Raw genomic sequence first — 23,965 nt, 5'->3', positions numbered from 1 at the left:
GAAAGTACATACAAGTGAAATGCCTGGATAAAAACAACGTGATTAGAAAAATCTTAACAGGAAAATGCATAACAAAAAGGAGAACCTGATTCCGTGCTAACTTTGCTTCACCTGCTTTCCGCTGTCGCCCTACTGGTTTGGGGGACGCATATTGTGCGCACTGGCGTTATGCGCGTCTTTGGTGCTCGTCTGCGTACCGTTCTTAGCCGTAGCGTAGAAAAAAAACCGCTTGCCTTTTGTGCGGGGATTGGCGTTACCGCGTTGGTTCAAAGCAGTAATGCCACCACCATGCTGGTGACATCTTTTGTCGCTCAGGATCTTGTCGCTCTCGCGCCGGCCCTGGTCATTGTACTGGGTGCTGATGTTGGAACGGCGCTAATGGCGCGAATCCTCACCTTCGACTTATCCTGGTTGTCACCGCTACTCATTTTTATTGGGGTTATCTTTTTCCTCGGACGCAAACAGTCGCGTGCCGGGCAGTTGGGGCGTGTAGGTATTGGTCTTGGGTTGATTTTGTTGGCACTGGAGTTGATTGTTCAGGCCGTCACACCGATTACTCAGGCCAGCGGCGTTCAGGTGATCTTTGCCTCATTGACGGGCGATATTTTACTGGATGCGTTGATAGGCGCGATGTTCGCCATTATCAGTTATTCCAGTCTTGCCGCTGTACTGTTGACCGCTACCCTGACTACTGCTGGTATTATTTCTTTTCCGGTAGCGCTGTGCCTGGTCATTGGCGCAAACCTTGGTTCTGGTTTGCTGGCTATGCTCAACAACAGTGCCGCAAATGCTGCTGCACGACGTGTCGCTTTGGGTAGCCTGCTGTTTAAGCTGGTGGGTAGCCTGATTATCCTGCCATTTGTCCATCTGCTGGCGAACACGATGGGTAAGTTGCCGCTACCAAAAGCGGAACTGGTTATCTATTTCCACGTCTTCTATAACCTGGTGCGTTGTCTGCTGATGTTGCCATTTGTAGATCCGATGGCGCGGTTTTGTAAGCGTATTATCCGCGATGACCCTGAACTTGACGGGCATCTTAAACCCAAACATCTTGATGTCAGCGCGCTCGATACTCCTACGCTTGCCCTGGCAAATGCCGCCCGTGAAACGCTGCGTATTGGCGACGCGATGGAGCAAATGATGGAAGGACTATATAAAGTGATGCACGGTGCGCCTCGTGAGGAGAAAGAGCTGCGCAAGCTGGCGGACGATATCAATGTGTTATACACCGCCATTAAACTTTATCTGGCGCGGATGCCAAAAGAGGAACTGGCAGAAGAGGAGTCGCGGCGCTGGGCAGAAATTATTGAGATGTCACTTAACCTTGAACAGGCATCAGATATCGTCGAGCGCATGGGTAGTGAAATTGCTGATAAATCGCTGGCAGCACGACGGGCGTTTTCGATTGATGGTCTGAAGGAACTGGATGCGCTCTATAGCCAACTGCTCAGTAACTTAAAATTGGCGATGTCAGTCTTTTTCTCCGGCGATGTTACCAGTGCTCGCCGTTTACGCCGTAGCAAGCATCGCTTTCGTATTTTGAATCGCCGTTATTCCCATGCCCACGTTGATCGTCTGCATCAGCAAAACGTGCAGAGCATTGAGACCAGTTCACTTCACTTAGGCTTGTTAGGTGATATGCAGCGTCTGAATTCGTTATTTTGTTCCGTGGCTTATAGCGTTCTGGAACAACCGGAGGAAGACGACGAACGGGACGAGTATTAAGAAAGCGTTCTCGATAGCAATAAAATTGATATCCAGATCGTCAGTTTATGAGGTTTGGCGAGTATAATCCCTGCAAATTTCCAACAGGTTTAACGACGAAGATGACAAAACTCACCCTACAAGAACAGTTGCTAAAAGCGGGATTAGTGACCAGCAAAAAAGCAGCTAAAGTCCAGAGAACGGCTAAAAAATCCCGTGTTCAGGCTCGTGAAGCCCGAGAGGCGGTGGAAGAAAACAAGAAAGCTCAACTCGAGCGTGATAAACAACTTAGCGAGCAGCAAAAACAAGCTGCGTTAGTGAAAGAATATAAAGCACAAATTAAACAGCTTATTGAAATGAATCGTATCACTGTTTCTCGTGGTGATATTGGTTTTAATTTCACTGATAATAATCTTATCAAGAAAATTGAAGTTGATAAAACAACTCAAACCCAATTAATAAATGGGCGCCTTGCTATTGCTCGTTTGATCATTGATAGCAATGGGGAAAGCGAATACGCCATTATCCCGGCGAGCGTAGCAGATAAAATTGCCCAACGTGATGCGACTTTTATTGTATTAAATAGCGCACTCAGCCAGGAAGAGCAGGACGAAGATGATCCCTATGCTGACTTTAAGATCCCCGATGATTTAATGTGGTGATTTTTATTATGAGCGCCTGATTGGGCGCTCATAGTATTAACCACCAATATTTATTGTGGATGCGACGTAAACGTCTTATTCAGGTTGCAAACTCTCGCAAATTCAATATATGGCATGCCCCATCCAGGCCTGGCTACCTATATTTACCTGCCTCAAATATGTGCGGTATTCGCCAGTAAATACTGTTCAGCTTCCCGACACCAGATGCCCTGATGGCGGTCGAGGATCTCACGTAGTTGTGGATCGTTAATTTGATCAAGAGCGATTAATGGCAGTGATTTATGGGTATAGACCAGTTTCTTTCCTCCGCCAATCTCTGGCAGAGCCAGCGTCGTTTCTCCAGCCGTATTCAGTCCCAGAATATGCGTAACGACTTTCGCTGCCTGAACTTTTTTCTCTTCAATCAATTTAACGGCCGCTCGCATATCATCAGTGTTGCCACCAGATGTGCCAACGTAATGCGTAAAGGCGTAATGCAGATCATAAAAATTAATGGGAGCACTGAAGTTTTTATCCTGCGGACCAGCAAAGAAATTCAGACAACCATCTGTCGCCAGCAAGGAAGAGGCAAGTTTCACAAGACCTTCGTTGGGAACAAAGACAAAAACATCATCGAAACCATGACCGCCACTCAATGCCATTAATGTATCAAATGATGCATCAGCGGCATTGAGATAATGAATCAGTGTTTGTGGTTCTGAAGGATAGTGCTTACGTGCATAGCTCAATTTATCGTTGTTGGTATCGGTAACGACAAGCAGCGATGGATTTATCGGGCCATGCAACGCATAGTCTATCGCCAGAAGACCCATTGGTCCGGTGCCGCCGAGGATCAGTGTGCGTCCTTGCGGACGAATTCCCATCGTGTGGTTATAACTTCCTTCCTGAAGATGATAGTTTGCATTGAAAGCGCCAATTACACAGGAGAGCGGCTCAACCAGCGATCCTTCAAAATAGGTTTCGCCTTCATAAGCCAGCAGGCAGTCCTGTGCCATGACTTCATTTGGAATAACCACATGCGTTGCTTCGCCGCCTACCCACGGAAAGGAGTAGCCGGGGCAATCAGGGCTGTCGGGGAGTTGCAGGTTAGCCTGAATCACATAACGCTGACCCGGTTGAAATTTGTGCTGCCATTTTTTACCTACAGCAACAATATCGCCACAGAACTCGTGACCGATGATGATTGGATGAGTCGCCACATCATCAGGCACTTTTTTGTGATCTTCTCCCAGGCAAGCCTCTTTCCATGATGAGAGGCAAAGGCTGTCGGTTACTACCGTGGCGAGAATTTCATCCTCCTGCATTTCAGGAAGATCAAAGGATTCCAGGCGTAAATCACATTTGCCATAAAGACGCAGAGCCGTTGTTTGCATATAACCACCTCTTGTGTGAGCGATGGCCCCGGTAGTTAAACCGGGGCGAAGAATCAGGACAGGAAGCCCAGTGCGTTACCGACAATCCCTAAGCCAAACAGAGCAAAGATGAGCCACACCGGATTAATTTTTTTGTTAAGCAGACGCACCATCAGTAGAGTCAGGCCAAGCGCCAGCAAACCCGGGCACAACTGATCGAGAATGTTTTGCACGGTCATGGTGACGGTGGAGCTATCGGGGCCTGGTGTTTGAGAAACAACCAACGGTACATTGATCGACGTCCATTTGGTGACCAGTACACCCATCACAAACAGACCGAGAATTGACGCACCTTCGGTGAGCTTTTGCAGCAAATTCCCCCCCATATCGCTGACGATATTCACCCCTTTACGAAAGCCCAGTTGCAGCCCATACCATTTCATTGCCAGGCGCACTGCGTTGAAAATAAAGAAGAACAGCAATGGGCCAAGAATGTTGCCCGAAAGTGCTAACGATGCGCCGAGGGCAGCAGTTATTGGACGCAATGTGCCCCATACCAGCGGATCGCCGACACCGGCCAGTGGCCCCATCAGACCGACTTTGATACCGTTTATGGTGCCATCATCAATCTCTGCGCCGTTGGCGCGTGCCTCTTCCATGGCAGCGGTGACGCCAATGACCGGGCCACACACCGCAGGCGTAGTATTGAAGAACACCAGATGGCGCTTTAGCGCGGCGACCTGGTCCTCTTTCAGTGGGTAAAGGCGCTTAATGGCGGGGATCATGTCGTAGCAAAAACCCAGCCCATGAATGCGTTCGAAGTTAAATGATGCCTGTTGCAGATTGGAGCGCAGAAACATGCTCACCAGATCGCTGCGTGTGATTTTTCTCTGTTCCATGATGGCTCCGTTAATCGTCAAGTTGGTCAAGAGCGGTGGAGGGGGGGACTTGCGTTTGTGGTTCGGCTTTTCGCCATTGTGGATTTAGCTGGATATAAACCAGTGCCATGATCACGCCGACACCGCCGAATGCCAGAAGACTGAGATTAAGGTAGCCACCCGCGAGGAAGCCCAGGAAGAAGAAAGGCATCAGGTATTTCACGCCCATCATGCGCAGCACCATGGCATAACCGACCACGACGATAAAGCCGCCAGCAATCTGTAATCCTCGGGTCACAAATTCGGGGATAGCATTCAACATATTGCTCACCATATCGGCGCTGACGAACAATGAGACTATGAGCGCCGGGATGGCGACGCGTAATGCCTGCACTCCAAGCGCGGAGACATGCAGAATATCGATAGTGCGAAAGCGTGCCTCTTCTGCTGCTTTATCTGCCGCATGTTGAAACACCACGGTGATGGTGCGGGCAAATACGGTTAGTACCTGGCCCGCGGCTGCCACAGGAAGTGCGATAGCAATACCGGTAGCGATGCTTTGTTGACCAACGATTACCAGAATGGCAGAGATAATACTGGCAAGTGCTGAATCCGGAGATTGCGCCGCACCGACGTTCATCCAGCCAAGCGCTATCAATTCCAGAGTGCCACCGAGCATAATTCCGGTTTTTAAATCACCGAGAATTAAACCAATAACTGTGCAGGCGATAAGTGGGCGGTGAGTCTGAAACTCGTCCAGTACGCTGCCCATTCCGGCAATACAGGAAAATAAAAATATGGCGATAATTTGTAGGGTACTAATTTCCATAATTTGTCACCTTATAAGTGTACTCGTCCCTGCCTGTTAAAGCATAAATACACAGGCCTGATATTTATTAAGCCGTTACGTGTTCTTTTATTTTTTCGATAATATTGATTGAAGGATCTGTCGCAACTACGCGTAAATCTAGCTTTACGCCTAATTTATCCAGTTCATAGAATGCGTTAATATCATTCTCATCTAATGATACCGCTTTAGTTAACTGTTTTTTACCAGGGCGCCATGCCATTCCGCCAATATTTAATACATTAATATTGACGCCTTGTTTAACCATCGCCAGGGCATCTTGCGGATTGGTAAAAAGATAAAAAACGGTTTCCTCTTTATATTGCGGATTGTGATAAACGGCGACGGCTTTTTCGATATTTACCACATTAACTTTCATTCCAGGTGGTGCCGCCTGCCGTAATAATGTCCGACGCACATCATCATTAAATACATCGTCATTACAAATAATAATCCGCTGAGCATTGGCCACTTTTGACCAGACAGTTGTTACCTGACCGTGGATCAGGCGGTCATCAATGCGGGCAAGAGTAATGTTCATCAGAACTCCTCGTCAGTCGTATCCGGTTGTTGCCAGATAACACAAGTTTGTGAGGCGACTTGCGTCAGGTGTACACACAGTTCATCGACATTCATACTGCTCTGGTTGTCCACCAGTTCCAGCGCCAGAGGGAGCGATAACCCGCTCATGACACGCAGATGTGGGTTTTGCATTGCCAGTGTGGCAGCGGCATTCCATGGACTACCGCACTGTAAGTCCACGGCAATCAGCCATTCATCATGAGCGTGAATGCTTACTAACTTTTCCAGCTTATTTATGATGTCGCTGGCATTTTCTCCAGGTACAAATTCTACGGCTACAACATTGGCGTCGCCGTACACCATCTGTACCGACTCCAGCATGGCGCAAGCTAATTTGCCATGGGCACAGAAGATTGCATTAACCATATCACCTCCTTAACCGCGCGTTTTACCGCCCGCAATGTTAGTGGTTACTCCGGTGATGTAGCTGGCGCGTTCAGACAGCAGGTAGCACACAAAATCAGCGACTTCCGTGAGCCGTCCGGAGCGTCCAATGGGAATCGCGTTCTTGCTGTAGCCTTCACGCAGTTGTGCAACAGTTATGTTTCGCGTCCATGCCAGGGCTTCTTCATACTCTGGTGTGCGCAATCCCGTTTTTTCCAGAATCCCTGGCGCAATACCAACTACACGGATGCCATGCTTACCCAGTTCTTTTGCCCAGGAACGGGTAAAACTGTTCAGTGCAGCTTTGGTGGCAGCGTAGCAACTCTGGCCTTCCGAACCTTCCAGCCCGCTTTCAGAAGAGACGTTCACAATGACGCCGTCACGCTGTTTCACCATCTGCCGCGCCACCGCTTGCGACATCAAAAAAACACCTTTTTGATTGATATTAACCATCTTTTCAAAAGCGGCTTCGTTAAGTTCGTACTTTCCTGCCGGGGCTTTTTCATCTACCAACAGACGCGGATAGTTAACGCCAGCGTTATTGACCAGACCATCAATCCGACCAAAACGCTGAATTATTTCCGCAATGGTGTCTGTCACTTGTTGTGCGTTGGAAATATCTGTTGGCCAGAATTGATAGCCAGCATTATTTTCACCAGCATTGATATCCACCATCTGGACGTTTGTGCCATGAGTTATTAACTCCTCGACGATAGCACTACCTATTCCCGATGCACCTCCCGTCACAATAATTATTTTGTCAGATAAGTTTAACCATGATTGCATAATTTTCTCTCCATACAGATAAATTGATTCCCCATAAAATAAATTATGTCGAATCAGAGTAAATAGTGTTTATTGCAATAGTAATTCGGCGGTTTGGTAATTGGTGACTAAACAGTTAATATATTTTCCACGTAACGCACCAAGAATCCCACTTAGTTTCTCTTCTCCCATGGCAATACCAATAGAATAACGTGCATTTTTTAATTTATGGATTTCGATAGACAACGTTTTTTCGTTTATCTGCGTCTCGACGGTTGCGCCGTTAATATCATAAAAGCGAGAGCAGATATCACCGGCAATTTGCCCTGCATATAAATCATCACTCTCTTCCCGACCATAAAATGCGTGCCAGATTGCACCATCACGTATTGCAGGGGAACCTATCCCCACCAGAGCAATATCGATGTTATTCCAGTAATCTGCAATGGTGCGAAAGTGTTGGGACTGCATGATACCGTTACGAATCAATGCATTATCCAGTAGTGCTGGAAAGTCTGCGAGATGAGATTCACCTTTCAGTTTTGCAGCAGCACCGTAGGTAAGGGTGTTCACATGGTAACGGCTTTCCAGTTTTCCCGAAGGTCCCCCGATAACAGGTACACAAATATGCTGATGTGACTGGCTGGCTGTCGATAGCCCCTCAACCATCGCCCGTACCGCACGTCCCCAGGAAAACCCGATGATATCGCCTGGCTCCAGTAGTCGTTCCAGTAGCTGTGCGCCATGTACACCCATTATTGCCAGTTGCTCTTCTTCCTGTTCTTGTTGGCAGGGCACTACCACAGCTTCTTTAAGAGCAAATTTTTGTTTTAGCTGCTGCTCCAGCCACAAGTTATCGTTGTAGTTGTAATTGATTGCGATGGTCACTAAACCCAGTTCACGACCACGTTTAAGCAGACGACTGATGGTCGTTCGGTAGATACCTAGCTCGCGGGCGATTTGTGCCTGAGTCATTTCTTGATCGTAATAAAGCTGCGCTATTTTCACGATCAGGCGAATATCGTCACCGTTTTCTACCGCCATACTGGCCTCCTGCACGTGCACATTTGTGCAAATCTCATTTTTTACCGCTTGATCTGATATAACCTCATCAACAGAGTGTTTCAAAAGGATTTTTCACTATTTATCCGCAAAAAATACAAGGTTAATTGTGCACATTTGTTTTTGTGTATCGTTAAGGCAAGCACATCTGTGCGTTATTATTTAACTAATTGATATTTATATGTATTTGTTGGTCTTGTTACTGACTTCGATGCCGTTGATTTTTGTGCAGAAAATTGTGGTGGATCACAATTAATTTCACTGTTGCGAAGAAACGCTGTTTTTCCTGCATCAGAGTCAGGGTATATTCCGCGTTTTACAGGAGAATTTATGCTGTCCGACTCATCTATCCGATTAAACAAATACATTAGCGAAAGTGGAATTTGCTCACGACGCGAAGCGGATCGCTTTATTGAACAAGGCAATGTGTTCATCAATGGCAAACGTGCCACCATTGGCGACCAGGTTAAACCAGGCGACGTCGTGAAGGTAAATGGTCGGTTGATTGAGCCGCGTGAAGCAGAAGACTTAGTGCTTATTGCTCTGAACAAACCTGTAGGGATCGTTAGTACTACTGAAGATGGCGAGCGCGACAACATCGTTGATTTCGTCAACCACAGTAAACGCGTGTTCCCGATAGGTCGTCTGGATAAAGACTCTCAGGGGCTGATTTTTCTCACTAACCATGGCGATCTGGTCAATAAGATCCTCCGTGCTGGCAATGATCATGAAAAAGAGTATCTGGTGACGGTCGATAAACCGATCACCGATGAATTTATTCGTGGTATGGGGGCGGGAGTACCGATCCTCGGAACGGTGACGAAAAAGTGCAAAGTCAAAAAAGAAGCACCATTTGTCTTTCGCATTACCCTTGTGCAGGGGCTGAACCGTCAGATCCGGCGCATGTGCGAGCACTTTGGTTACGAAGTGAAAAAGCTGGAACGTACGCGCATTATGAACGTCAGCTTAAGCGGCATTCTGTTAGGTGAGTGGCGCGATTTAACCGACGATGAGCTAATTGATCTCTTTAAATTAATTGAGAATTCTACTTCCGAGGTGAAACCTAAAGCGAAGGCCAAACCGAAAACGGCGGGCATCAAACGCCCGGTGGTGAAGATGGAAAAAACATCAGAAAAAGGTGGCCGCCCGGCGTCAAATGGTAAACGTTTCACCTCGCCGGGGCGTAAGAAAAAAGGGCGCTAATCAGCGCCTGCCGCGCGTCGACGTATTTGCCGACCAGCTAAATGACGCTTCGGGATCGGGTTTATAAGCCTGCTTTTTTTTCAACTGGCGGGCTTTTTTCGCTTCAGCCTCACGTTCAACCATTAATTTATCGATGTACTCTTTCTTGATGCTGTTGGTTTCGGAGTTGGTCAGTACGCGACCATGCGCAATCCGCGCCCGATCCAGCAGTGTTTTAAGTTCACGTTGCTCGCGTTCAGTCATCTCTTTTTGGGTAATACGCGGGAGTGCCATGATGTTGCCCTCAGTTAGCCGATGGATTCAGTGTACGGGAATTTATTTGCAAGCAGAACTGATAATATTCCCTTGTTCTCTTCTTAAATATTTATCTTTCTTGATAATTGACGATAAATACAGATACAAATTTGGTGAAAAATTTTCCCTCTACAAACAACAGTAATTTATTAACTCTTTATTTTTCATTTGGTTAAAAATATTTCTCAATTCTGGCACGCTTTTCGCAATAACACTTTTGCGTTGATACTGAATTTCAAAGGGGGTTAAACCCCGTCGGCACACCAGGAACGGCCAGGCTGTTTTCCGGGCGTGTTCCGTCAGCCTTTGACGCTAATTACGGGTTCGATTCCCGAATTCATTCCTGAAATGAATACTGGTTGTAACTTATTAAATAAAAAATGGGGGATTGCGCAGTCAGCGATCCCCGATAACGTCGCCGATAAAGACGCCGGGATACAGGCAAAAGGGAATTCCCCTGTCTCTTCGTGTCTGCTTCCGCGACGGCTATTAAGCAAGGAATGGATAATGATTAAAAAAATAAGCGTAAGAAAAGATCAGCTGGCATTACTCTCCAGAAATGGCGATTACTACAAAGTGCTGCCTGCAGGCGAGCATCTTTTACCCTAGTTAAATACGCCAGAAGTCTTGCTGATTATGCTCGATGGCAGCGAAGTTCCCGACGTGCTGGCGGATTATTTGCGTCGCTTTCAGCCAGAGTGGGTGGAAAGATATTGCGTGGTGGCCGACTTGTCGGAGACTGAAGCCGGGGCGTTGTATATGGACGGTATTTTGCTGGAGATCCTGCCGCCATCAACGCGTCGTTTGTACTGGCGTGTAGAGGATGATTTGACGCTGGTACGGATGAATACGCAGCAAGTCCAGGTTCAAACGGAGGTGATGAATGCGGTATTGCAGCCACGGCGCAAAGGGGCAGTTAAAGGCCGCGATGCGATACTGACGGTGCAGGTTCCGGCCTGGCACGTAGGCGTGCTGAAAATCGATGGTGAAACGCAGGCGCTGTTACCGCCGGGGCTGACCGCATACTGGAAAATAAATCATCTGGTTGAAGCTGAAGTTGTCGACACCCGCTTACAGGTTCTGGAAGTCAGCGGGCAAGAAATCTTAACGAAAGATAAGGTCAATCTGCGGATTAACCTCGCCGCCAACTGGCGCTACAGCGACGTGTTATTGGCATTTAGTCAGTTAACGAAGCCGATTGATCATTTGTATCGGGAATTGCAATTTGCACTGCGTGAAGCGGTAGGTACGCGTACGCTGGATGAGTTGCTGGAAGATAAACAGGTCATTGATGACGTTGTCAGCGAACAGGTGAAATCGCGCATGTTGCCATTTGGTATGGAGATTGCCTCATTAGGGGTGAAAGATATCGTCCTGCCTGGTGATATGAAAAATATCCTTGCGCAGCTGGTTGAGGCAGAGAAATCTGCGCAGGCCAATGTGATTCGCCGACGTGAAGAAACGGCAGCGACGCGCTCGTTGCTGAACACCGCGAAGGTCATGGAAAACAACCCGGTAGCGCTGCGTTTAAAAGAGCTGGAAACGCTGGAGAGAGTGGCTGAGCGGATCGATAACATCTCTGTATTTGGCGGTCTGGACCAGGTTCTGCACGGGTTAGTTAATATCAAAGGATGAGTCAAATGCCAATAAATGGAGTCAGTGCTGCGATGCGCGAACGGGTATCGCAGCAATTAAAAGAAATAGAACGTCGCTATGGCGTGAAAGTGCTGTACGCCTGCGAATCGGGGAGTCGCGGTTGGGGATTTGCCTCTCCCGACAGCGACTACGATGTACGATTTTTGTATGTTCACCCGCTGGAATGGTATCTGCGGGTGGAGGCGCCGCGCGATGTTATTGAGTTGCCTATTGACGACGAGTTAGATGTTTCAGGCTGGGAGTGGCGCAAGGCGCTGGGATTACTGAAAGGCGCTAATCCGACGCTGATTGAATGGCTGGATTCTCCGGTGGTCTATCAACAAGATGAAGAAACGATAACGCCGCTTAAGGCAATGGTGCCGAAGTGGTTTTCTCCGCTGCGTGCGCGTTGGCATTATTATTCGATGGCGCGGAAAAACTTTCGCGGTTATTTGCAGGGCGACGTAGTTCGGCTGAAAAAATACTTTTACGTGCTGCGACCACTACTGGCTGTGCGTTGGGTTGAAGCGGGAAAAGGCGTACCGCCAATGCGCTTTGCTGAGTTACTGACGGGAACCGAACTTGATGCGCCGTTACGCGCAGAAATAGACGAGCTGCTGGAACGTAAACAGCGCGCGGGAGAAGCGGAATATGGTCCGCGTCGTCCATTGTTACATGCATTTATTCGCGCGGAACTGGCGCGCGGGGAAATTCCACCAGTGTTACCGGACAGCAGGGACGGAGATGCCAGGGAACTGGATGGGTTGTTGTATCAAACAGTGATACGCCGGGCGTGATGCCCGGCGCCTTCCAATAAAAAAGTTTTTTACCGAAGAGAATATTTGAGCTGTTTAAATTTGCTGCAGAGTGTGTTTTTTATGCTGAAACCTGGAACCCAGTGGAGAGCTGTGTTCCAGGGACGAGGTGAACCGTGAAAACATACAATTTTTGCATCCGATGGCAATTCTCCGTTTGCTTTACCATCGTGTAAGTCAGGATTAAAGCCTATCATTTTAGGCGTCGCTATATTCGCTTTGTAACTGATAATTTGTCCTGGAAAAATATCCTGCCATCTTTCAGCGTCATGACATACTCTGCCGATAAATCCCTGATCCCCATGATATGGCGGCTTTCTGGTTGAATTTATTTCAGTTTCAGGCGATCTCATAAACTCTTCCCAGACAAGTTTTTTGGCGTCCGCAGGAATGAACATTATTCCAGTCGCAGGAGCAGCATTGGAACCATGCTGCGAGAAGTCGTTCAGTAATGTTACTTTTTTCATTTTAGTAAACTGTGTAATATCACCGACGATTACAGTATCAATATCAATATAAAGTATATCTTCATTCCCGAGAACAGGATGTTCGGGATTAAATAGCTCTAATTTTGCCCACCATCCTGGCCAATTATACAGTAATGGAGTGGTTTGAACCCCTTTGATTTCTGAAGCATCCGTCATGCAAATGGAATTATACCCATCCAGCTGCTGGTGAAGCCATTGTGCATGTTTAATAGTGAAATCCTTACTTTGTCTGAGAACGGAGACAATAAACATGTAATTTCCCTGTAGCGATTAGCAAAATATATAAGTAGTGAACTATATTTGATGTAATTTACAATGCAATAGTTATTGTATTTAAATTCTTTTATATTCACTCAGTGGATGGTTAGTATGGAAATATAATTACTGTGAATATTTATAAGCATGTGCTTTGTTTGTGATGGAATATACAGCCTGATTAAAGCCGGGCTTGAAGCCCGGCGTAGTTTATGGTTGATATTGCCAACTGTTAACTAAAGCGTACAAGTGGTTTGGGGAATAGCGCCAACTTTCTTTTAATTGCAGAAATTCGGCACAAAATTCGCTACAAAACAGGCGATCGCGCTGTTCTTTATTGCCGGTGATAATTCCTAAGGCTCCACGCCAGTCGTATTTTTTGCCATCATGTTTACGGAAAAAGCTTCTACATCCTGAAGGCTGACCTGGAGCGGCAGCATATCCCACTTGTCTGGCGGTAAAGGCATTATCTTTCCACGAACGCCTCGATCGCGCAGAGAGGCGGAGTAACAAAGGTAACTCTTTTCTCCATGTGCTACGGCTAATTCACAGTGGGAATAACTGCCGCGAGTGATTTTGCGTGTAAGCCAGTCAGCCAGTCTCGCAATAACCCGGTGCTCTGTTCGCCCTTTATAGCAAGCGAGCCAGACTGTAGTTTTACTCATGGTTGCCAGCCTGTTGAATAATCGTAGTCGAGTACCGACTGAATATCGTCCAGAGCTTCCACCGCCGCGATATGGCGTTGGCAAACAAGCGTATATCGTGATCCATTGTGACGGATTCAAACTGGGCAGCGATTTCGTTGGTTAACTCAGTCAGACCATTATTTTTAGTTTTCCACATTAAACCTGGCGGAATTTTTTTCTCCGCTCCCATTTTTGTGAGTGAGAGTTGTTGGATGCGGCTGCTTGTATCACTGTGGAAGTAATTGTCGTTGATGATGATGTAGTCGGTAGTGATGGAGTCGCGCAATGTTTTGATTTCGGCACATTTCGCCTGTTTAGCATCATCAATTGATGGCTGCCATTTTTCGCCATCCCAACGCTCAAAAGTACTGGTAGGGGAAATGATGGTGACAGTTTCAGGCAATTGACCCAATTTATTAATAATAATCTGGCTGCCATCAACTTTGTTATAAACAGTTTGGCCTCGATGATCTTCAATAAGTTCCCATTTATTAATTGACCATATAGAAGTAAAACCTGCAATTTTTTGTGGTGGTGGTGTTAATGTGCAGTAACTCGGTAGTCCAGTGTTTGGTGCTATATATACATTGGACTCACCAATAAATTCTTGTGTGTCTGGTGAAAAATTAAAAATAGATAAAATTTGTGCGTTATCGGAAAAAGTAAAAGTATTCATGCAAGCCTCACAATATAATTGAATGCAATGTTTTTAACAGTATTTTCTGTATTGCCAGTGTTATTGATGATAATTGAGTGATTATGTGTACCTAACACAATATTATGTGTATGACTTCCCAGTGCGATTGTATGTGCATGGGCGCCAATCGTAATACTATGATAATGACTACCAGCAGACTCAGTAGGTTCTCTGTAGTTCTCATCTGAATTGGGGCTGTTCCATAAAGACGGTCCATCTTTACCTTCTGCACCATCAGTTGGTATTCGGTGTGTATGTTCTCCAGATGTGCTTGTATTTCTACTTCCATGATTAAATGAAGCTGTAGTTTTTGTTCCTAAGTCCGTAGAGGTAGATGTTATTGTCCCTAAATTGGTACTAGAAATACTGCCCGTATGGTTATGTGATTTAACTCCATCCAGTTCAGTAGATAATATAGCGCGCCCACTGGATGGTTTTCCTTTAATTATCCATCCGCGCATATCAGGAATAACGCCAGATGGATATGCAATTGCCAGTTTGGGATAGGAGGTTTTATTAAATGTCTGACCAGTCATCAGAGCGTAGCCTGAAGGTACAGAATCAGATGGCCAGGGTATAGGCATCCCTACAGGACAGCTTTCCGCAGCAATAGCCTTATCCATCGCTGCCTTAACCGCGTTCGGCGTTGCAGCTTCCGTCGTACTGGTGCTGTTGGTCGCATTATTAAGTTTCACGACCCCTTTTTGTGTCAGCGTACCGTCGGGGATACCTGTTATTTGCCCCCAGGCATGGGTATGGCTGGACGGTGCCGCAGCAATAGCCTTGTCCATCGCTGCTTTAACAGCACTTGGCGTTGCAGCTTCCGTTGTACTGGTGCTATTTGTTGTGTTGTTAAGTTTAACGACTCCTTTCTGCGTCAGTGTACCATCAGGGATACCAGTAATCTGATTCTAGGCATGATTATGACTGGTGGCAGCTTTGCTATTTGCCAGGTCATATGCCGTTTTTACCGCTTTTGGCGTGGCCGCTTTGGTTTCATCATCGCTATTAGTCGCATTACTCAGCTGCGTAAAACCTTTTTGTGTCAGCGTCGCATCAGGATGATTTCGTGATTGCTGATGTGTTTTCAACGCGTCATCGACATATTCCCTGGTTGCCACAACGACTGAAGGGTCGATCAAAAGCGTCACCGCATCTGCATTGGTGACTTCCATGACCGCGCGTATAACGATTTGCTTACTGGCCCCCGCAGGTAATCGTGGCTTATAGGTTTCCGGAAATTTACCAATAGCGACCAGCGTGCCGTCGGTATCCAGTAACCCAACTTCGCGTACATACCAGCCTCCGACTTGTTCGGGAATAATCGCTTCTGCGATAACCCAGGCCGGATTATCTGGCGCAATTTTTAATGTATTGAGCTGACCACGCCAGACCTCATGGACTACTTTGGTCTGACTTTCTGTCGGTTCGATATATTTACCATTACCGTCGCCAACTACCATAGTTTGCAGACGGATCTGTTTTTGCTCGGCCAGTGCTGAGGCAATTTTGGCTTTGCCAGCAGCAGTTAATATTGTAAAAAATTCACTTGCCATTATTACTCCGGATATACAGACATAATTTCGGTGCTCCAGTATCCTGTGCCGACCTTCATCGGTTGGGATTGTGTAAGTCGATCGGGTTGATAAGGTAGTAGTTGAATATATTCCTCCACACAATAACCCGTCGCTAAAAATATTCCTGATGACTGGCTGAGGCTTTCTGCAACAGGAGGCAATACTGTAATGACTTCCCCTCCTTGCATGGCGCTGCCAATAACTGGTATTGGGCTTCGATTAATAAGCCAAATAACAATGCTTTCCAGCTTTGAACGAACATTTTTATATTCATGAATTAATGTGATAAGTGCATTGAATTCATCTTCATTTAATCCTTTTTCCTCTAGTGTAATATTTACCTTAAAAAAATAAGCCCTTCCCCCATATTCAAACCATTCTGAAATAGTTCCGGGTAAGGAAAGTATTTCCAGCACCCGCCGTACCGCCCAAATTGTTCCTTTATATTTATGCAGTTCAATGGCTTGTTTAATTAACTCGCGTTTCTCCCGTTCATCGGTGGTAAATAACCAACCTTCCAGCCCCTGAACGTGAAATTGTTCTGCAAGGGCTGGTAATGCCGAAGCATCAACCAGGTCGACCAGATAAACCATCAACGCCGTCAGATCGAGTTGGGCAAAACGCTCGGCGGCGATGTTTGCCAGAATCGAAAAACGCTCATCGCTGGCAAGCGGCGGCGGTGGCAGCAATTTATCCATCGCTGACTCCGGCAATCGTGACGTCTATTGCAGTGCATTCCGCCCATTCATGCGCCTGCAAAATACGTTTTGTAGGCATATTCAGCGCAACGTCATAGACGCCATCGACCTGTAACACTTTGATTATCTGGTTTGGCACAATGTCCTGCCCCAGATGTTTCTGCCGCTGTTGCGTCCAGAGGCTAATCGCTTTACGCGCCGCAGCCAGCGTTGTCTCCTGATCGGCGGTGGTAAACAGCGTTAGCTGAGCACGGATCTCATACGGCACTCGAAGAGCGCATTTCGCACTCACTTTGTCGGTCAGCGGACGTTTTTTCTCCTTGCTAACCTCCTGTTCGATTTGCGCGAGCAGTTCTATTCCTGGCAGTCCGTTCAGGGTTAGCGGGTAGATCTCCACGCAGCCTTCTGGCAATCCCTCGTCCGGCCCCAGTACTGCAACGTCAATAATCGACTGGCTAACAGAAAGCGTATGAAAGCGGTATGCGCCATAGCTGCCCGCATTACTAAAGCTTTCTGGTGCCAGTTGGATACGCTGGCGCAATGCGTCATCGCTCTCTTCACCGCAGCCGCCCGTTGACGCAGTCAGGTTGGTTACGTTGATGTCATAATGACCAATCCTGTCGACCAGTGCGCTAATTTGTGCAGGCTGCCAGCCGTTGCCCTGTTCACCTGCTGCGAGGCTGGTGGCAGGAACGGCGATATGCAAACTCCTGGCCGGAAGCAGAACATCTTCATCGGTGGCGAACATCACGCTATCAGAGGCACTGGCCCGCGTCCCCTGGGGAATCAGGATATTGCTGGTATACGCACTGACGACCGAAAACTGCAACGTCGTTTTTGCAGGCTGCGCAGGCAAACGGTGAACGCCCACCAACTCCCCTAAATAATCCAGCATTGGCGCGCGGGAATACGCGACCAGGTTTTGTTTCGCCGCTTCCTGAATGGCGATGCGTACAAGGTTTTCACGATAGGCAAACAGGTCGATGAGCAACCGCTCAGCCTGTGCCGGATAGAGTTTTTTACCACTGGCATCTTCGTATTGCGCAATCATCTCACTGGTAATTTGCGCAGGATCGCGGTCAATAAAATTGGGTTCGGCTATCGCCATAACACCTCCGTTGAGTTGATAACGCCGTCAGCGGCGCGCCATTGCACACGTAACGTCAGATGTTCGCCGTCGATTACTGGTGTCAGCTTCAGCAACCGACAGCGCGGTTCCCACTGGCGGATGGCTTCCACCGACTCCCGTACCACATGCGGGATTGCCCGCTCGATGGGGTAATCGATGTAGTGCCACAAGTTGCTGCCAAACAGCGGTCTGTGGGGATCACTGCCGCGCGGTGTACGCAGAATGATGTGTATTGCCTGGTGAATATCATCCAGCCCGCAGACGTATTCTTCAGGCCGCTGCAAGGCCGGTTGCCAGTGCAGCGTTGAGGGTCGTGTTTTTGTGTTCATGAGGGTATTTTCGCCCTGAACGGGCTGTGGCGATATTAAAGCGATTTAGAAAACTGATTGATTAAAAAGAGAAAACCCGCCATCAGGCGGGTTAAAAGTCAGTGTGAATGGTGGTTGGAGTTGCCACCGCTGTCCTGCAATGCGCCGCTGGCCTGAACGTTGCCGATCACGTTGACATTGCCGGTTATCGTGGCTGCGTTACCGATGCCTCCACTTCCTGCCATCCCGCCAAGCCAGGTGAGTTTTTTCATTACCGTGACGTTGCCAGTAAAGGTGCTCATGGGCGCATCTACCGTCACTGCTGCTGCTTTAACATCGACCTTAGTGGCGTCGATGCTGACATCGGTCGCTTTAACATCGACAGTATCGGAAGTCACGATGACCTGTTGGGCTTTAATCTCAACGTTGGGTGATGTCAGGCGGGTACTGTCGATAACCTCAATCACGATTTTCTCGATACCGCCGTTAATCGTCAGCTGGTGCGTGCTGCGGTCATATTCAAACGCTGCGCCATCAGAAAACTGGACGTAACGTTTATCGCGCGAGGCCACAGGCGCGGTGTCAACCGTAGAATAAACTGCGCCCAGCACCACGCCATCTTCACCGTTATTGTCCAGCAGAACTTCCACTTGCTCGCCCATATCCGGTAGCCAGTAGTCTTTATTGTCCTGGGAATTGCGTTGAAGTACCGCAAGCCAGTTGCTCTTCAGATTGTCACACTCCGGGAGCGTGACCCGCACCCGAACGCTGGTTTCGTCAATATCGCTGATAATCCCCGTTTGCCGGGTTACTCCTTTCATATTTCCTCCTTACTGGCTGGTCGCTGGCCCGCGCGACACGTCGATTTCAGTGGTATAGCCGCTGCGCACAAAACTGTGAGTAGATTTATCAATTAGCCATTGACCGGAAAGCACGCCAAAATCGGTTAGCTCGATTTTATTGCCCGCCGTCAGTTCCGGGCAGCCCATCATTGTGAGCGTCCCGGTTTGCTGATATTCGTTGTGGCTGTCGAGTGCAGCGTTGGCCTTTGCCTGTGCTGCGCCAACGTCCGTCGCCCGACTGTTCAGTTTTAGCGTGTCGGCACTGGTGCCGACTCCACGGGCAGACGGTTTTTGCTGGCTGTCGTGGGTGTAGATAACCAGTTCTTTTTTCTTACTATTTTGATGCTGTACGGTGGCGTTTTTGTAGATACGGTTAATGGTATCTTTGAAGGTGAAATGCGAAACGTCTTTGCGGTCGATCGTTTTTACCGGTGCCAGGCAGCGCAGCGTGGGTAAATGTGAAAAAATCAGCTCTTTTGTCGTCACTTTTACGGCATAACCATATTCGCTGGCCAGGCGCTTGAGAAATCCAACATCGGTTTCGCCGTACTGTGTCACCCGGTCAATCGTCAGCGGCTCGATTTTGCCCACCAGCTTCAGGCCGTGAGTTTGTGCGATACGGCTGGCGATAGCCGAAAGCGTCGTTTCTTCAAAGCCCTGGCTGTTACGGGTGCGCAGCGCCTGATTGACGGAAGTGGCGATGCCATCAATATTTACCGTAGAAGGTGGCGCTGAAATATCAATTTTATCAATAATATACTGACCACAATCGAGCAGCTTCTCTCCCTGATAACCCATATGCAGCGCCAGCGTATCGCCTTTGCCGGGATACCACTCTTTTATCCAGCGTCCATCTGTGTCATCCAGTGTAATTGCGATGGTATCTGACTCGTTTTTGATGCTGTCGTGGTAACTGATGCTGGTGACATAGGGTGTGATGTCATAAGTGATATCTTTATGCCCATACCAGAGGGTAAAAATGGGCGCGAGCGTGGCAAAGACGCCGCCAGTTACGCTTATCTCAGCCATGGTGGGATCTCCGATACGGTTTTGTTGACGGAAATGACCGGAATGATGAGCTGAATGCCGGAAGGTAGTACCGGGTAAATGGCGACATGTGGATTGGCGGCGATAATGCGTTCATAAGCCAGCGCATCGCCATAGTAATGCCATGCCAGATTATCCCAGCGTTCGCCGTCGGTGGTGATATGTTCAAGGTATCGCATCACCAGCTCCTCGTAATGGTTGCGGCAGCAAACTGACTCACTGCTGGAGTGGTTCGTTGTACCGTTGTTCGTGCCTGATCAACCAACGTTGCTGCTTTATCAAACGTCGTTTCGGCGATGTCGCTGGTAATGTCATCGAAAAGCGCCTGAGCATGGTCAACCAGCGTACTGGCGTCATTGGCGCAGTCCCGGATACCTGGCATGTTACCCAGTAAAGCTTTAATCTGCGCCGACAACGCTTTTGGGAGTCCTGCCAGCGTTTGCAGATCCATCGGCTGTTTAAACAGGGTTTCGATGGCGTCGATTGTCTTTTTCAACGACGTAATTATCTTTTCACACTTTTCTTTTAACGCTTTGGCCTCTTTAATCAGTGCTTTCACTTTTGCCACTGTTTTTTTAATATCTTCAATGGATTGCGCCAGTTCATCGAGCATCTCTTTGGCTTTGCGCATACCTTCTTCAATGGCGTTCAATATCTGATCTAACCAGGACTCCTCCTTATTCGGAAAATCGCTCGCCTTTTCCTCGATATTAGGCTCCTGGGTGGTAATTGCCGGGGGCAGCAGTGGGTTTTTCGGATCGCCGGTATACTCCTGGAGCGACATTGTTCCACTTTGGGCAATCACATTGCCCCAGGGATCGGTGTGCTGGTGAGTGGCGGTTAACTCTGTAATTACAAACCAGCCGCGATAATCTCCGTTGCCAAACACCAGCGCCATTGCTTTGTGGGCGAGCATGGCTTCACGCAGTCGATTCAGCTCTGTTGTGGGTTGGCAAAACTGGCTGTGCAGGGAAAATTCCAGCGCCAGCATATCCAGCTTATCGCCAATAAACTGTACGCCAGGTTTGCCTTCAATACGGGCATGTGTGGCGTAATCCACGCCCATTGTGCTCTTAAAGCCATCCCAGAACGTGACAACTTTAAATTCAATCTCTCCTAAAACGGCATACATCAGGCATACCCCCGGCGCTGCTGCTGCGCCATTACATCGTTAATCATTCTTTCCAGTTCGCGTTTACTCATCGTCAACACGTTCTGAATCTCTTTAGTGGTGTTTTGTCCGTTACCCTGCACGGTAATTTGTGGCGAAAAATTCACCTGAACTTTTCCTGAGGAACGGGAAGGTAGCGTCGCCGCTTTGGTTACGGATTTACCAGGTAAAGAGGCCGATGCTTGTTTGGCGGCTGTATTTTTTGCCGCTGATGCCGATGGTAGCGTTGTCGTTTTACTGGATGGCGCGAGTTGTTTCCCCACTGGAGGCGTTAAAATCGCACCGGCAACGCCTGGAACAACGGTCGTGGAGGAGACGGATGCGGTATTACTCGTGCTTGTAACAGCCGTAGCCGATCCTTCTGTACTAATACCCATCGTGGTTTTTAGCCAGTCCGGTAAGGCGTTTTTGATCTGGTCAATAATGCCTTTCAGAGCGGGGAAGGCATTTATTATGCCGTCAACCAGACTGCCCAGAAGATTGCTGCCGAACTCGCTAAAACTTGCAGGCATCTCGACACCAAACCAATTCATCACACTGGAAAAGGCGCTATAGAACAACTCCAGCGGTGACCAGTCGAGAATCAACCGACAAATTCCTGCAATGCCGCCGTCAAAGGCCGTGGTGATACGTTGCCAGATGGTCGAAAAGAACCTGGAGATAGGCTCCCAGTTGCGACAAATCAGATAAGCAGCGCCCGCAATCGCAGTGATGACCAGACCAATGGGATTCATCAATAAAACCCTACCCAACCAGAAGACGGTCTGACCTACCTGTTTCAGTGCGCCAATCAGGCCACGATCAAGCAGTTGCATTAGCCATTTTGCGCCGCCACCCAATGACTTAACCGCTGATAGCATCTTACTTGCCCCGCCTGTGAGCGCCAGACTTGCCTTGACTTTCAGGAAGATATCGACCAGACGAATAAACGGCGAGGTGATGAGGTTCGCGCCCAGCTTTAAAACATTCAGCGCACCGTTAAACAGCCAAATCGCCCCGACGATTTTCGCGATGTTTTGCACCAGTGTCGGGTGCTCACGTAGCCAGGCGCTGAACTGACGAATAACCGGCGTAAGGCTTTGTGCCAGCTCGCCAATCAGCGGCATTAATTGCAAGCCAATGCTGAGCCATAAATCATTTAACGCCAGCTGTAACGCTTTAGTCTGTTCAATGGGCGAGGCCATTTGCGCAGAAAAGTCGGCATCAATCAGATTCTTGCTGGTGGCTTGCATGGCAGAGGTTTTTAACTGGCGATATTCCTCCATATTCGCCAGCATAGGTGCCAGGAATTCCACCGTTTGCGCATCGCCGAACATTTCGCCCAGATTAAATTGCGTCACCATCGATTGCAGCGCATTGCTGCGAGCAGATAAATCTTCAATCTGCATAGTGCGTTTGAAGGTGTCGAGGATCGCCGGATTCATCTTCTCAAGCTGCATTTGTACGATATGAGTCATGGCTTCGCTAACACCCATACCGTTTTGCTGATGTTCAAGCAGAGAGCCTTGCAGATCGACGCCCTGGCTGGCGAACCAGTTATCGGTCTTTTTCGAAAAGGTGGTTTGCAGAAAGTGGTCGAAATTCTCCGCCGCCGCACTGGCGCTGGCTCCGTTTTTCATGGCGATCTGCATGGCGGCAGTCTGTTCAGCCATACCTTCCAGACCCTGAGCGCCGGTTTTACCTGCAAATTTGTCTATCCACAGCGTTTGCTCGGCAACGGCAGGCCCACCGCTTTTGCTAATGCCGTACATCATGTTTTGCGCGACGTGGAAATTTTCTGGCGCAATATTCAGTCGATCATGGGTTGCGAGCGCGGCATTCGCCCATGTTTCAGCACTTTCGCGCGTGGCGGTGGCAGCTTTGGCGATCTCCGGCATATAACGGTTGAGATCCTGTATCGACGACAAATTGCCTTCGATCAGCGTTTGGGCTGCGTTCTGTAAGGTGGTCTGATGCTGGTTAAAATCCATGCTCCAGTCGCGCAGATTAAGGCTGAGCGTCTCGCGAGTTGTATCATTCATCCCACCTTTGGTCGCCATATTGACCATGTTGTCCTGGAACTCATACGGCAACTTCCAGTCGGGGGCTTCAACATTGAATACTTTGCTAAATTGCCCGGCAAATGTGTGGGTTTTCTCCATCAGATTAGCGCGGCTGCGGCTATTTTCCTCCAGGCGGAGAGCGGAATCGGCAAGCCGCTGCGTTAGTTTGATAACTGTCGCTTGCTGAGTAGAGAGAGCTAACAATGTTCTGGCGTTGAGTGAGCCGTAACGGGCTATTGCCTGCGTCAACGTCTCATTACGCGCCTGAAGCTGGGTAATAATATCGTTGGCCAAAATTGTTTCTCTTATAGATTGGTGATGGCCCGCTGGTTAGTTTTCTGAAAAATGGGCTGGGAAGAAATAAACCTGGCGGGCTTTGAAGAACTCGCAGACATCAGGTCTGCGAGTCATATTCGATCTTTATTTGAGCGCTGGCTTCATCCAGCCAGTTGCTAAAGTCATCTATGGTGAGCGCGTCGATCTCACTGGGTGGAAAGCGAAACCATCTCGCCAGTAGAGCCATTGCCTGCCATAGCAGGGGAGGATTCTGTAACCACGGTAAGCATGGATTGAAATCGTTTCTGCAATGCCTGGTAATCCAGCAAATCCATTTCAGCTAAATCTTCTGGCACCAGTCCGGTCATCGCCGCCATCAGCGGTTCATCCCACTCTTCTGGCTTTTCGCTGATCCGGCGGGCGTTGCGCATATCTTTTACTTTCAGGCGACGTAATTGCAGCGTGTCGATATTATTTCCTGCTGCCGACGTAAATGGAAACTGCAAGATATAATGCTCTTTCATTTTGTATCCTTATTTATTTTGCGAAGTTCGGGGCCGTAGCCC

General features: G+C 48.2%; 23 protein-coding genes and 3 pseudogenes. 5 read left to right on the top strand and 21 right to left on the bottom strand.

Annotation, left to right across the window (positions count from 1 at the left end):
* The first annotated feature begins 93 nt into the window (after positions 1–93).
* Complete coding sequence (locus K0335_RS10000; protein WP_000956837.1) at positions 94–1,725, top strand: Na/Pi cotransporter family protein; 1,632 nt, start codon at positions 94–96, stop codon at positions 1,723–1,725.
* Positions 1,726–1,826: 101 nt separating this feature from the next.
* Entirely contained in the window at positions 1,827–2,366 is a 540-nt protein-coding gene (locus K0335_RS09995) for a DUF2058 domain-containing protein (protein ID WP_000164234.1), read from the top strand.
* Positions 2,367–2,518: 152 nt separating this feature from the next.
* On the opposite strand, the gene sorE is transcribed toward K0335_RS09995, so the two are convergent.
* From sorE to K0335_RS09960, 7 genes are all read right to left on the bottom strand, one after another.
* Positions 2,519–3,739, bottom strand: a complete 1,221-nt coding sequence (sorE, locus tag K0335_RS09990) for an L-sorbose 1-phosphate reductase (protein ID WP_001195085.1) — start codon at positions 3,737–3,739, stop codon at positions 2,519–2,521.
* A 53-nt stretch (positions 3,740–3,792) separates the two neighbouring features.
* Positions 3,793–4,617 (bottom strand): PTS system mannose/fructose/sorbose family transporter subunit IID, encoded by an 825-nt coding sequence (locus tag K0335_RS09985; RefSeq protein WP_000437889.1) that lies wholly within the window; start codon positions 4,615–4,617, stop codon positions 3,793–3,795.
* A gap of 10 nt (positions 4,618–4,627) precedes the next feature.
* Positions 4,628–5,425, bottom strand: coding sequence for a PTS mannose/fructose/sorbose transporter subunit IIC (locus tag K0335_RS09980; RefSeq protein ID WP_000406329.1), 798 nt, complete (start codon positions 5,423–5,425; stop codon positions 4,628–4,630).
* Positions 5,426–5,492: 67 nt separating this feature from the next.
* Positions 5,493–5,984, bottom strand: a complete 492-nt coding sequence (locus tag K0335_RS09975) for a mannose/fructose/sorbose PTS transporter subunit IIB (RefSeq protein WP_001027841.1) — start codon at positions 5,982–5,984, stop codon at positions 5,493–5,495.
* Positions 5,984–6,391, bottom strand: a complete 408-nt coding sequence (locus tag K0335_RS09970) for a mannose/fructose/sorbose PTS transporter subunit IIA (protein ID WP_000245619.1) — start codon at positions 6,389–6,391, stop codon at positions 5,984–5,986. The genes K0335_RS09975 and K0335_RS09970 overlap by 1 nt, the downstream gene beginning before the upstream one ends.
* Before the next feature lie 9 nt (positions 6,392–6,400).
* Complete coding sequence (locus tag K0335_RS09965) at positions 6,401–7,195, bottom strand: SDR family oxidoreductase (protein WP_104919831.1); 795 nt, start codon at positions 7,193–7,195, stop codon at positions 6,401–6,403.
* A gap of 69 nt (positions 7,196–7,264) precedes the next feature.
* Complete coding sequence (locus K0335_RS09960) at positions 7,265–8,218, bottom strand: sugar-binding transcriptional regulator (RefSeq protein ID WP_000257635.1); 954 nt, start codon at positions 8,216–8,218, stop codon at positions 7,265–7,267.
* 348 nt (positions 8,219–8,566) lie between these two features.
* Between K0335_RS09960 and rluF the strand changes: the two genes are divergently transcribed.
* On the top strand, positions 8,567–9,439 hold the full coding sequence (gene rluF / locus K0335_RS09955) for a 23S rRNA pseudouridine(2604) synthase RluF (protein WP_219393805.1): 873 nt from the start codon (positions 8,567–8,569) through the stop codon (positions 9,437–9,439).
* On the opposite strand, the gene K0335_RS09950 is transcribed toward rluF, so the two are convergent.
* Positions 9,440–9,712: a DUF3811 domain-containing protein gene (locus K0335_RS09950; protein WP_001207638.1), complete on the bottom strand. Its 273-nt coding sequence runs from the start codon at positions 9,710–9,712 to the stop codon at positions 9,440–9,442. It lies immediately after the preceding gene.
* Positions 9,713–10,369: 657 nt separating this feature from the next.
* Here K0335_RS09950 and K0335_RS09945 point away from each other — a divergent pair.
* Both K0335_RS09945 and K0335_RS09940 read left to right on the top strand, forming a co-directional pair.
* Entirely contained in the window at positions 10,370–11,368 is a 999-nt protein-coding gene (locus K0335_RS09945; RefSeq protein WP_223685747.1) for a slipin family protein, read from the top strand.
* A gap of 5 nt (positions 11,369–11,373) precedes the next feature.
* The gene (locus K0335_RS09940; RefSeq protein WP_104919833.1) at positions 11,374–12,165 is read left to right on the top strand and encodes a nucleotidyltransferase domain-containing protein; all 792 of its coding nucleotides are present in this window, start codon (positions 11,374–11,376) and stop codon (positions 12,163–12,165) included.
* Positions 12,166–12,194: 29 nt separating this feature from the next.
* Here K0335_RS09940 and K0335_RS09935 read toward each other — a convergent pair whose 3' ends face one another.
* The 13 genes and pseudogenes from K0335_RS09935 to K0335_RS09875 all read right to left on the bottom strand — a co-directional run bounded on the left by K0335_RS09935 (position 12,195) and on the right by K0335_RS09875 (position 23,923).
* Positions 12,195–12,923 carry a hypothetical protein gene (locus K0335_RS09935; RefSeq protein WP_104919834.1) on the bottom strand — a complete coding sequence of 243 codons (729 nt, stop codon included), beginning with the start codon at positions 12,921–12,923 and terminating at the stop codon, positions 12,195–12,197.
* A gap of 213 nt (positions 12,924–13,136) precedes the next feature.
* Positions 13,137–13,591 (bottom strand): annotated as a pseudogene (locus K0335_RS09930) (hypothetical protein).
* Positions 13,588–14,288 (bottom strand): annotated as a pseudogene (locus K0335_RS09925) (DUF4376 domain-containing protein). Before K0335_RS09925 ends, K0335_RS09930 begins: the two co-directional pseudogenes overlap by 4 nt.
* Positions 14,285–15,865 (bottom strand): annotated as a pseudogene (locus tag K0335_RS09920) (phage tail protein). Before K0335_RS09920 ends, K0335_RS09925 begins: the two co-directional pseudogenes overlap by 4 nt.
* Positions 15,866–15,867: 2 nt before the next feature.
* Positions 15,868–16,584: a phage tail protein I gene (locus tag K0335_RS09915; RefSeq protein WP_000359520.1), complete on the bottom strand. Its 717-nt coding sequence runs from the start codon at positions 16,582–16,584 to the stop codon at positions 15,868–15,870.
* Entirely contained in the window at positions 16,577–17,692 is a 1,116-nt protein-coding gene (locus K0335_RS09910) for a baseplate J/gp47 family protein (protein WP_000951745.1), read from the bottom strand. Before K0335_RS09910 ends, K0335_RS09915 begins: the two co-directional genes overlap by 8 nt.
* Positions 17,683–18,042: a GPW/gp25 family protein gene (locus tag K0335_RS09905; protein ID WP_001093497.1), complete on the bottom strand. Its 360-nt coding sequence runs from the start codon at positions 18,040–18,042 to the stop codon at positions 17,683–17,685. The genes K0335_RS09910 and K0335_RS09905 overlap by 10 nt, the downstream gene beginning before the upstream one ends.
* A 98-nt stretch (positions 18,043–18,140) precedes the next feature.
* On the bottom strand, positions 18,141–18,842 hold the full coding sequence (locus K0335_RS09900; protein ID WP_104919838.1) for a phage baseplate assembly protein V: 702 nt from the start codon (positions 18,840–18,842) through the stop codon (positions 18,141–18,143).
* A gap of 9 nt (positions 18,843–18,851) precedes the next feature.
* Positions 18,852–19,892, bottom strand: a complete 1,041-nt coding sequence (locus K0335_RS09895; RefSeq protein ID WP_104919839.1) for a phage late control D family protein — start codon at positions 19,890–19,892, stop codon at positions 18,852–18,854.
* A complete protein-coding gene (locus tag K0335_RS09890; protein ID WP_001269712.1) occupies positions 19,880–20,089 on the bottom strand; it encodes a tail protein X in 210 nt (69 codons plus the stop codon). The genes K0335_RS09895 and K0335_RS09890 overlap by 13 nt, the downstream gene beginning before the upstream one ends.
* Positions 20,089–21,042 carry a phage tail protein gene (locus K0335_RS09885; RefSeq protein ID WP_104919840.1) on the bottom strand — a complete coding sequence of 318 codons (954 nt, stop codon included), beginning with the start codon at positions 21,040–21,042 and terminating at the stop codon, positions 20,089–20,091. The genes K0335_RS09890 and K0335_RS09885 overlap by 1 nt, the downstream gene beginning before the upstream one ends.
* Positions 21,042–23,417 (bottom strand): phage tail tape measure protein, encoded by a 2,376-nt coding sequence (locus K0335_RS09880; protein ID WP_104919841.1) that lies wholly within the window; start codon positions 23,415–23,417, stop codon positions 21,042–21,044. The genes K0335_RS09885 and K0335_RS09880 overlap by 1 nt, the downstream gene beginning before the upstream one ends.
* A 188-nt stretch (positions 23,418–23,605) precedes the next feature.
* On the bottom strand, positions 23,606–23,923 hold the full coding sequence (locus tag K0335_RS09875) for a phage tail assembly protein (RefSeq protein ID WP_104919842.1): 318 nt from the start codon (positions 23,921–23,923) through the stop codon (positions 23,606–23,608).
* Between the last annotated feature and the right edge of the window lie 42 nt (positions 23,924–23,965).

Source organism: Escherichia sp. GZ89 (assembly GCF_019366485.1).
Taxonomy (GTDB): Bacteria; Pseudomonadota; Gammaproteobacteria; order Enterobacterales; family Enterobacteriaceae; genus Escherichia; species Escherichia fergusonii.
The sequence above is the reverse complement of the archived record's forward strand: the minus strand, read 5'-3'. Positions and strand labels throughout refer to the sequence as shown.

Bases quoted from the DNA above. Each gene is read 5' to 3' on its own strand.
- K0335_RS09995 (WP_000164234.1), top strand. From the start codon at position 1,827: ATGACAAAACTCACCCTACAAGAACAGTTGCTAAAAGCGGGATTAGTG.
- sorE (WP_001195085.1), bottom strand. From the start codon at position 3,739: ATGCAAACAACGGCTCTGCGTCTTTATGGCAAATGTGATTTACGCCTG.
- K0335_RS09985 (WP_000437889.1), bottom strand. From the start codon at position 4,617: ATGGAACAGAGAAAAATCACACGCAGCGATCTGGTGAGCATGTTTCTG.
- K0335_RS09980 (WP_000406329.1), bottom strand. From the start codon at position 5,425: ATGGAAATTAGTACCCTACAAATTATCGCCATATTTTTATTTTCCTGT.
- K0335_RS09975 (WP_001027841.1), bottom strand. From the start codon at position 5,984: ATGAACATTACTCTTGCCCGCATTGATGACCGCCTGATCCACGGTCAG.
- K0335_RS09970 (WP_000245619.1), bottom strand. From the start codon at position 6,391: ATGGTTAATGCAATCTTCTGTGCCCATGGCAAATTAGCTTGCGCCATG.
- K0335_RS09965 (WP_104919831.1), bottom strand. From the start codon at position 7,195: ATGCAATCATGGTTAAACTTATCTGACAAAATAATTATTGTGACGGGA.
- K0335_RS09960 (WP_000257635.1), bottom strand. From the start codon at position 8,218: ATGGCGGTAGAAAACGGTGACGATATTCGCCTGATCGTGAAAATAGCG.
- rluF (WP_219393805.1), top strand. From the start codon at position 8,567: ATGCTGTCCGACTCATCTATCCGATTAAACAAATACATTAGCGAAAGT.
- K0335_RS09950 (WP_001207638.1), bottom strand. From the start codon at position 9,712: ATGGCACTCCCGCGTATTACCCAAAAAGAGATGACTGAACGCGAGCAA.
- K0335_RS09945 (WP_223685747.1), top strand. From the start codon at position 10,370: ATGCTCGATGGCAGCGAAGTTCCCGACGTGCTGGCGGATTATTTGCGT.
- K0335_RS09940 (WP_104919833.1), top strand. From the start codon at position 11,374: ATGCCAATAAATGGAGTCAGTGCTGCGATGCGCGAACGGGTATCGCAG.
- K0335_RS09935 (WP_104919834.1), bottom strand. From the start codon at position 12,923: ATGTTTATTGTCTCCGTTCTCAGACAAAGTAAGGATTTCACTATTAAA.
- K0335_RS09915 (WP_000359520.1), bottom strand. From the start codon at position 16,584: ATGGATAAATTGCTGCCACCGCCGCCGCTTGCCAGCGATGAGCGTTTT.
- K0335_RS09910 (WP_000951745.1), bottom strand. From the start codon at position 17,692: ATGGCGATAGCCGAACCCAATTTTATTGACCGCGATCCTGCGCAAATT.
- K0335_RS09905 (WP_001093497.1), bottom strand. From the start codon at position 18,042: ATGAACACAAAAACACGACCCTCAACGCTGCACTGGCAACCGGCCTTG.
- K0335_RS09900 (WP_104919838.1), bottom strand. From the start codon at position 18,842: ATGAAAGGAGTAACCCGGCAAACGGGGATTATCAGCGATATTGACGAA.
- K0335_RS09895 (WP_104919839.1), bottom strand. From the start codon at position 19,892: ATGGCTGAGATAAGCGTAACTGGCGGCGTCTTTGCCACGCTCGCGCCC.
- K0335_RS09890 (WP_001269712.1), bottom strand. From the start codon at position 20,089: ATGCGATACCTTGAACATATCACCACCGACGGCGAACGCTGGGATAAT.
- K0335_RS09885 (WP_104919840.1), bottom strand. From the start codon at position 21,042: ATGTATGCCGTTTTAGGAGAGATTGAATTTAAAGTTGTCACGTTCTGG.
- K0335_RS09875 (WP_104919842.1), bottom strand. From the start codon at position 23,923: ATGAAAGAGCATTATATCTTGCAGTTTCCATTTACGTCGGCAGCAGGA.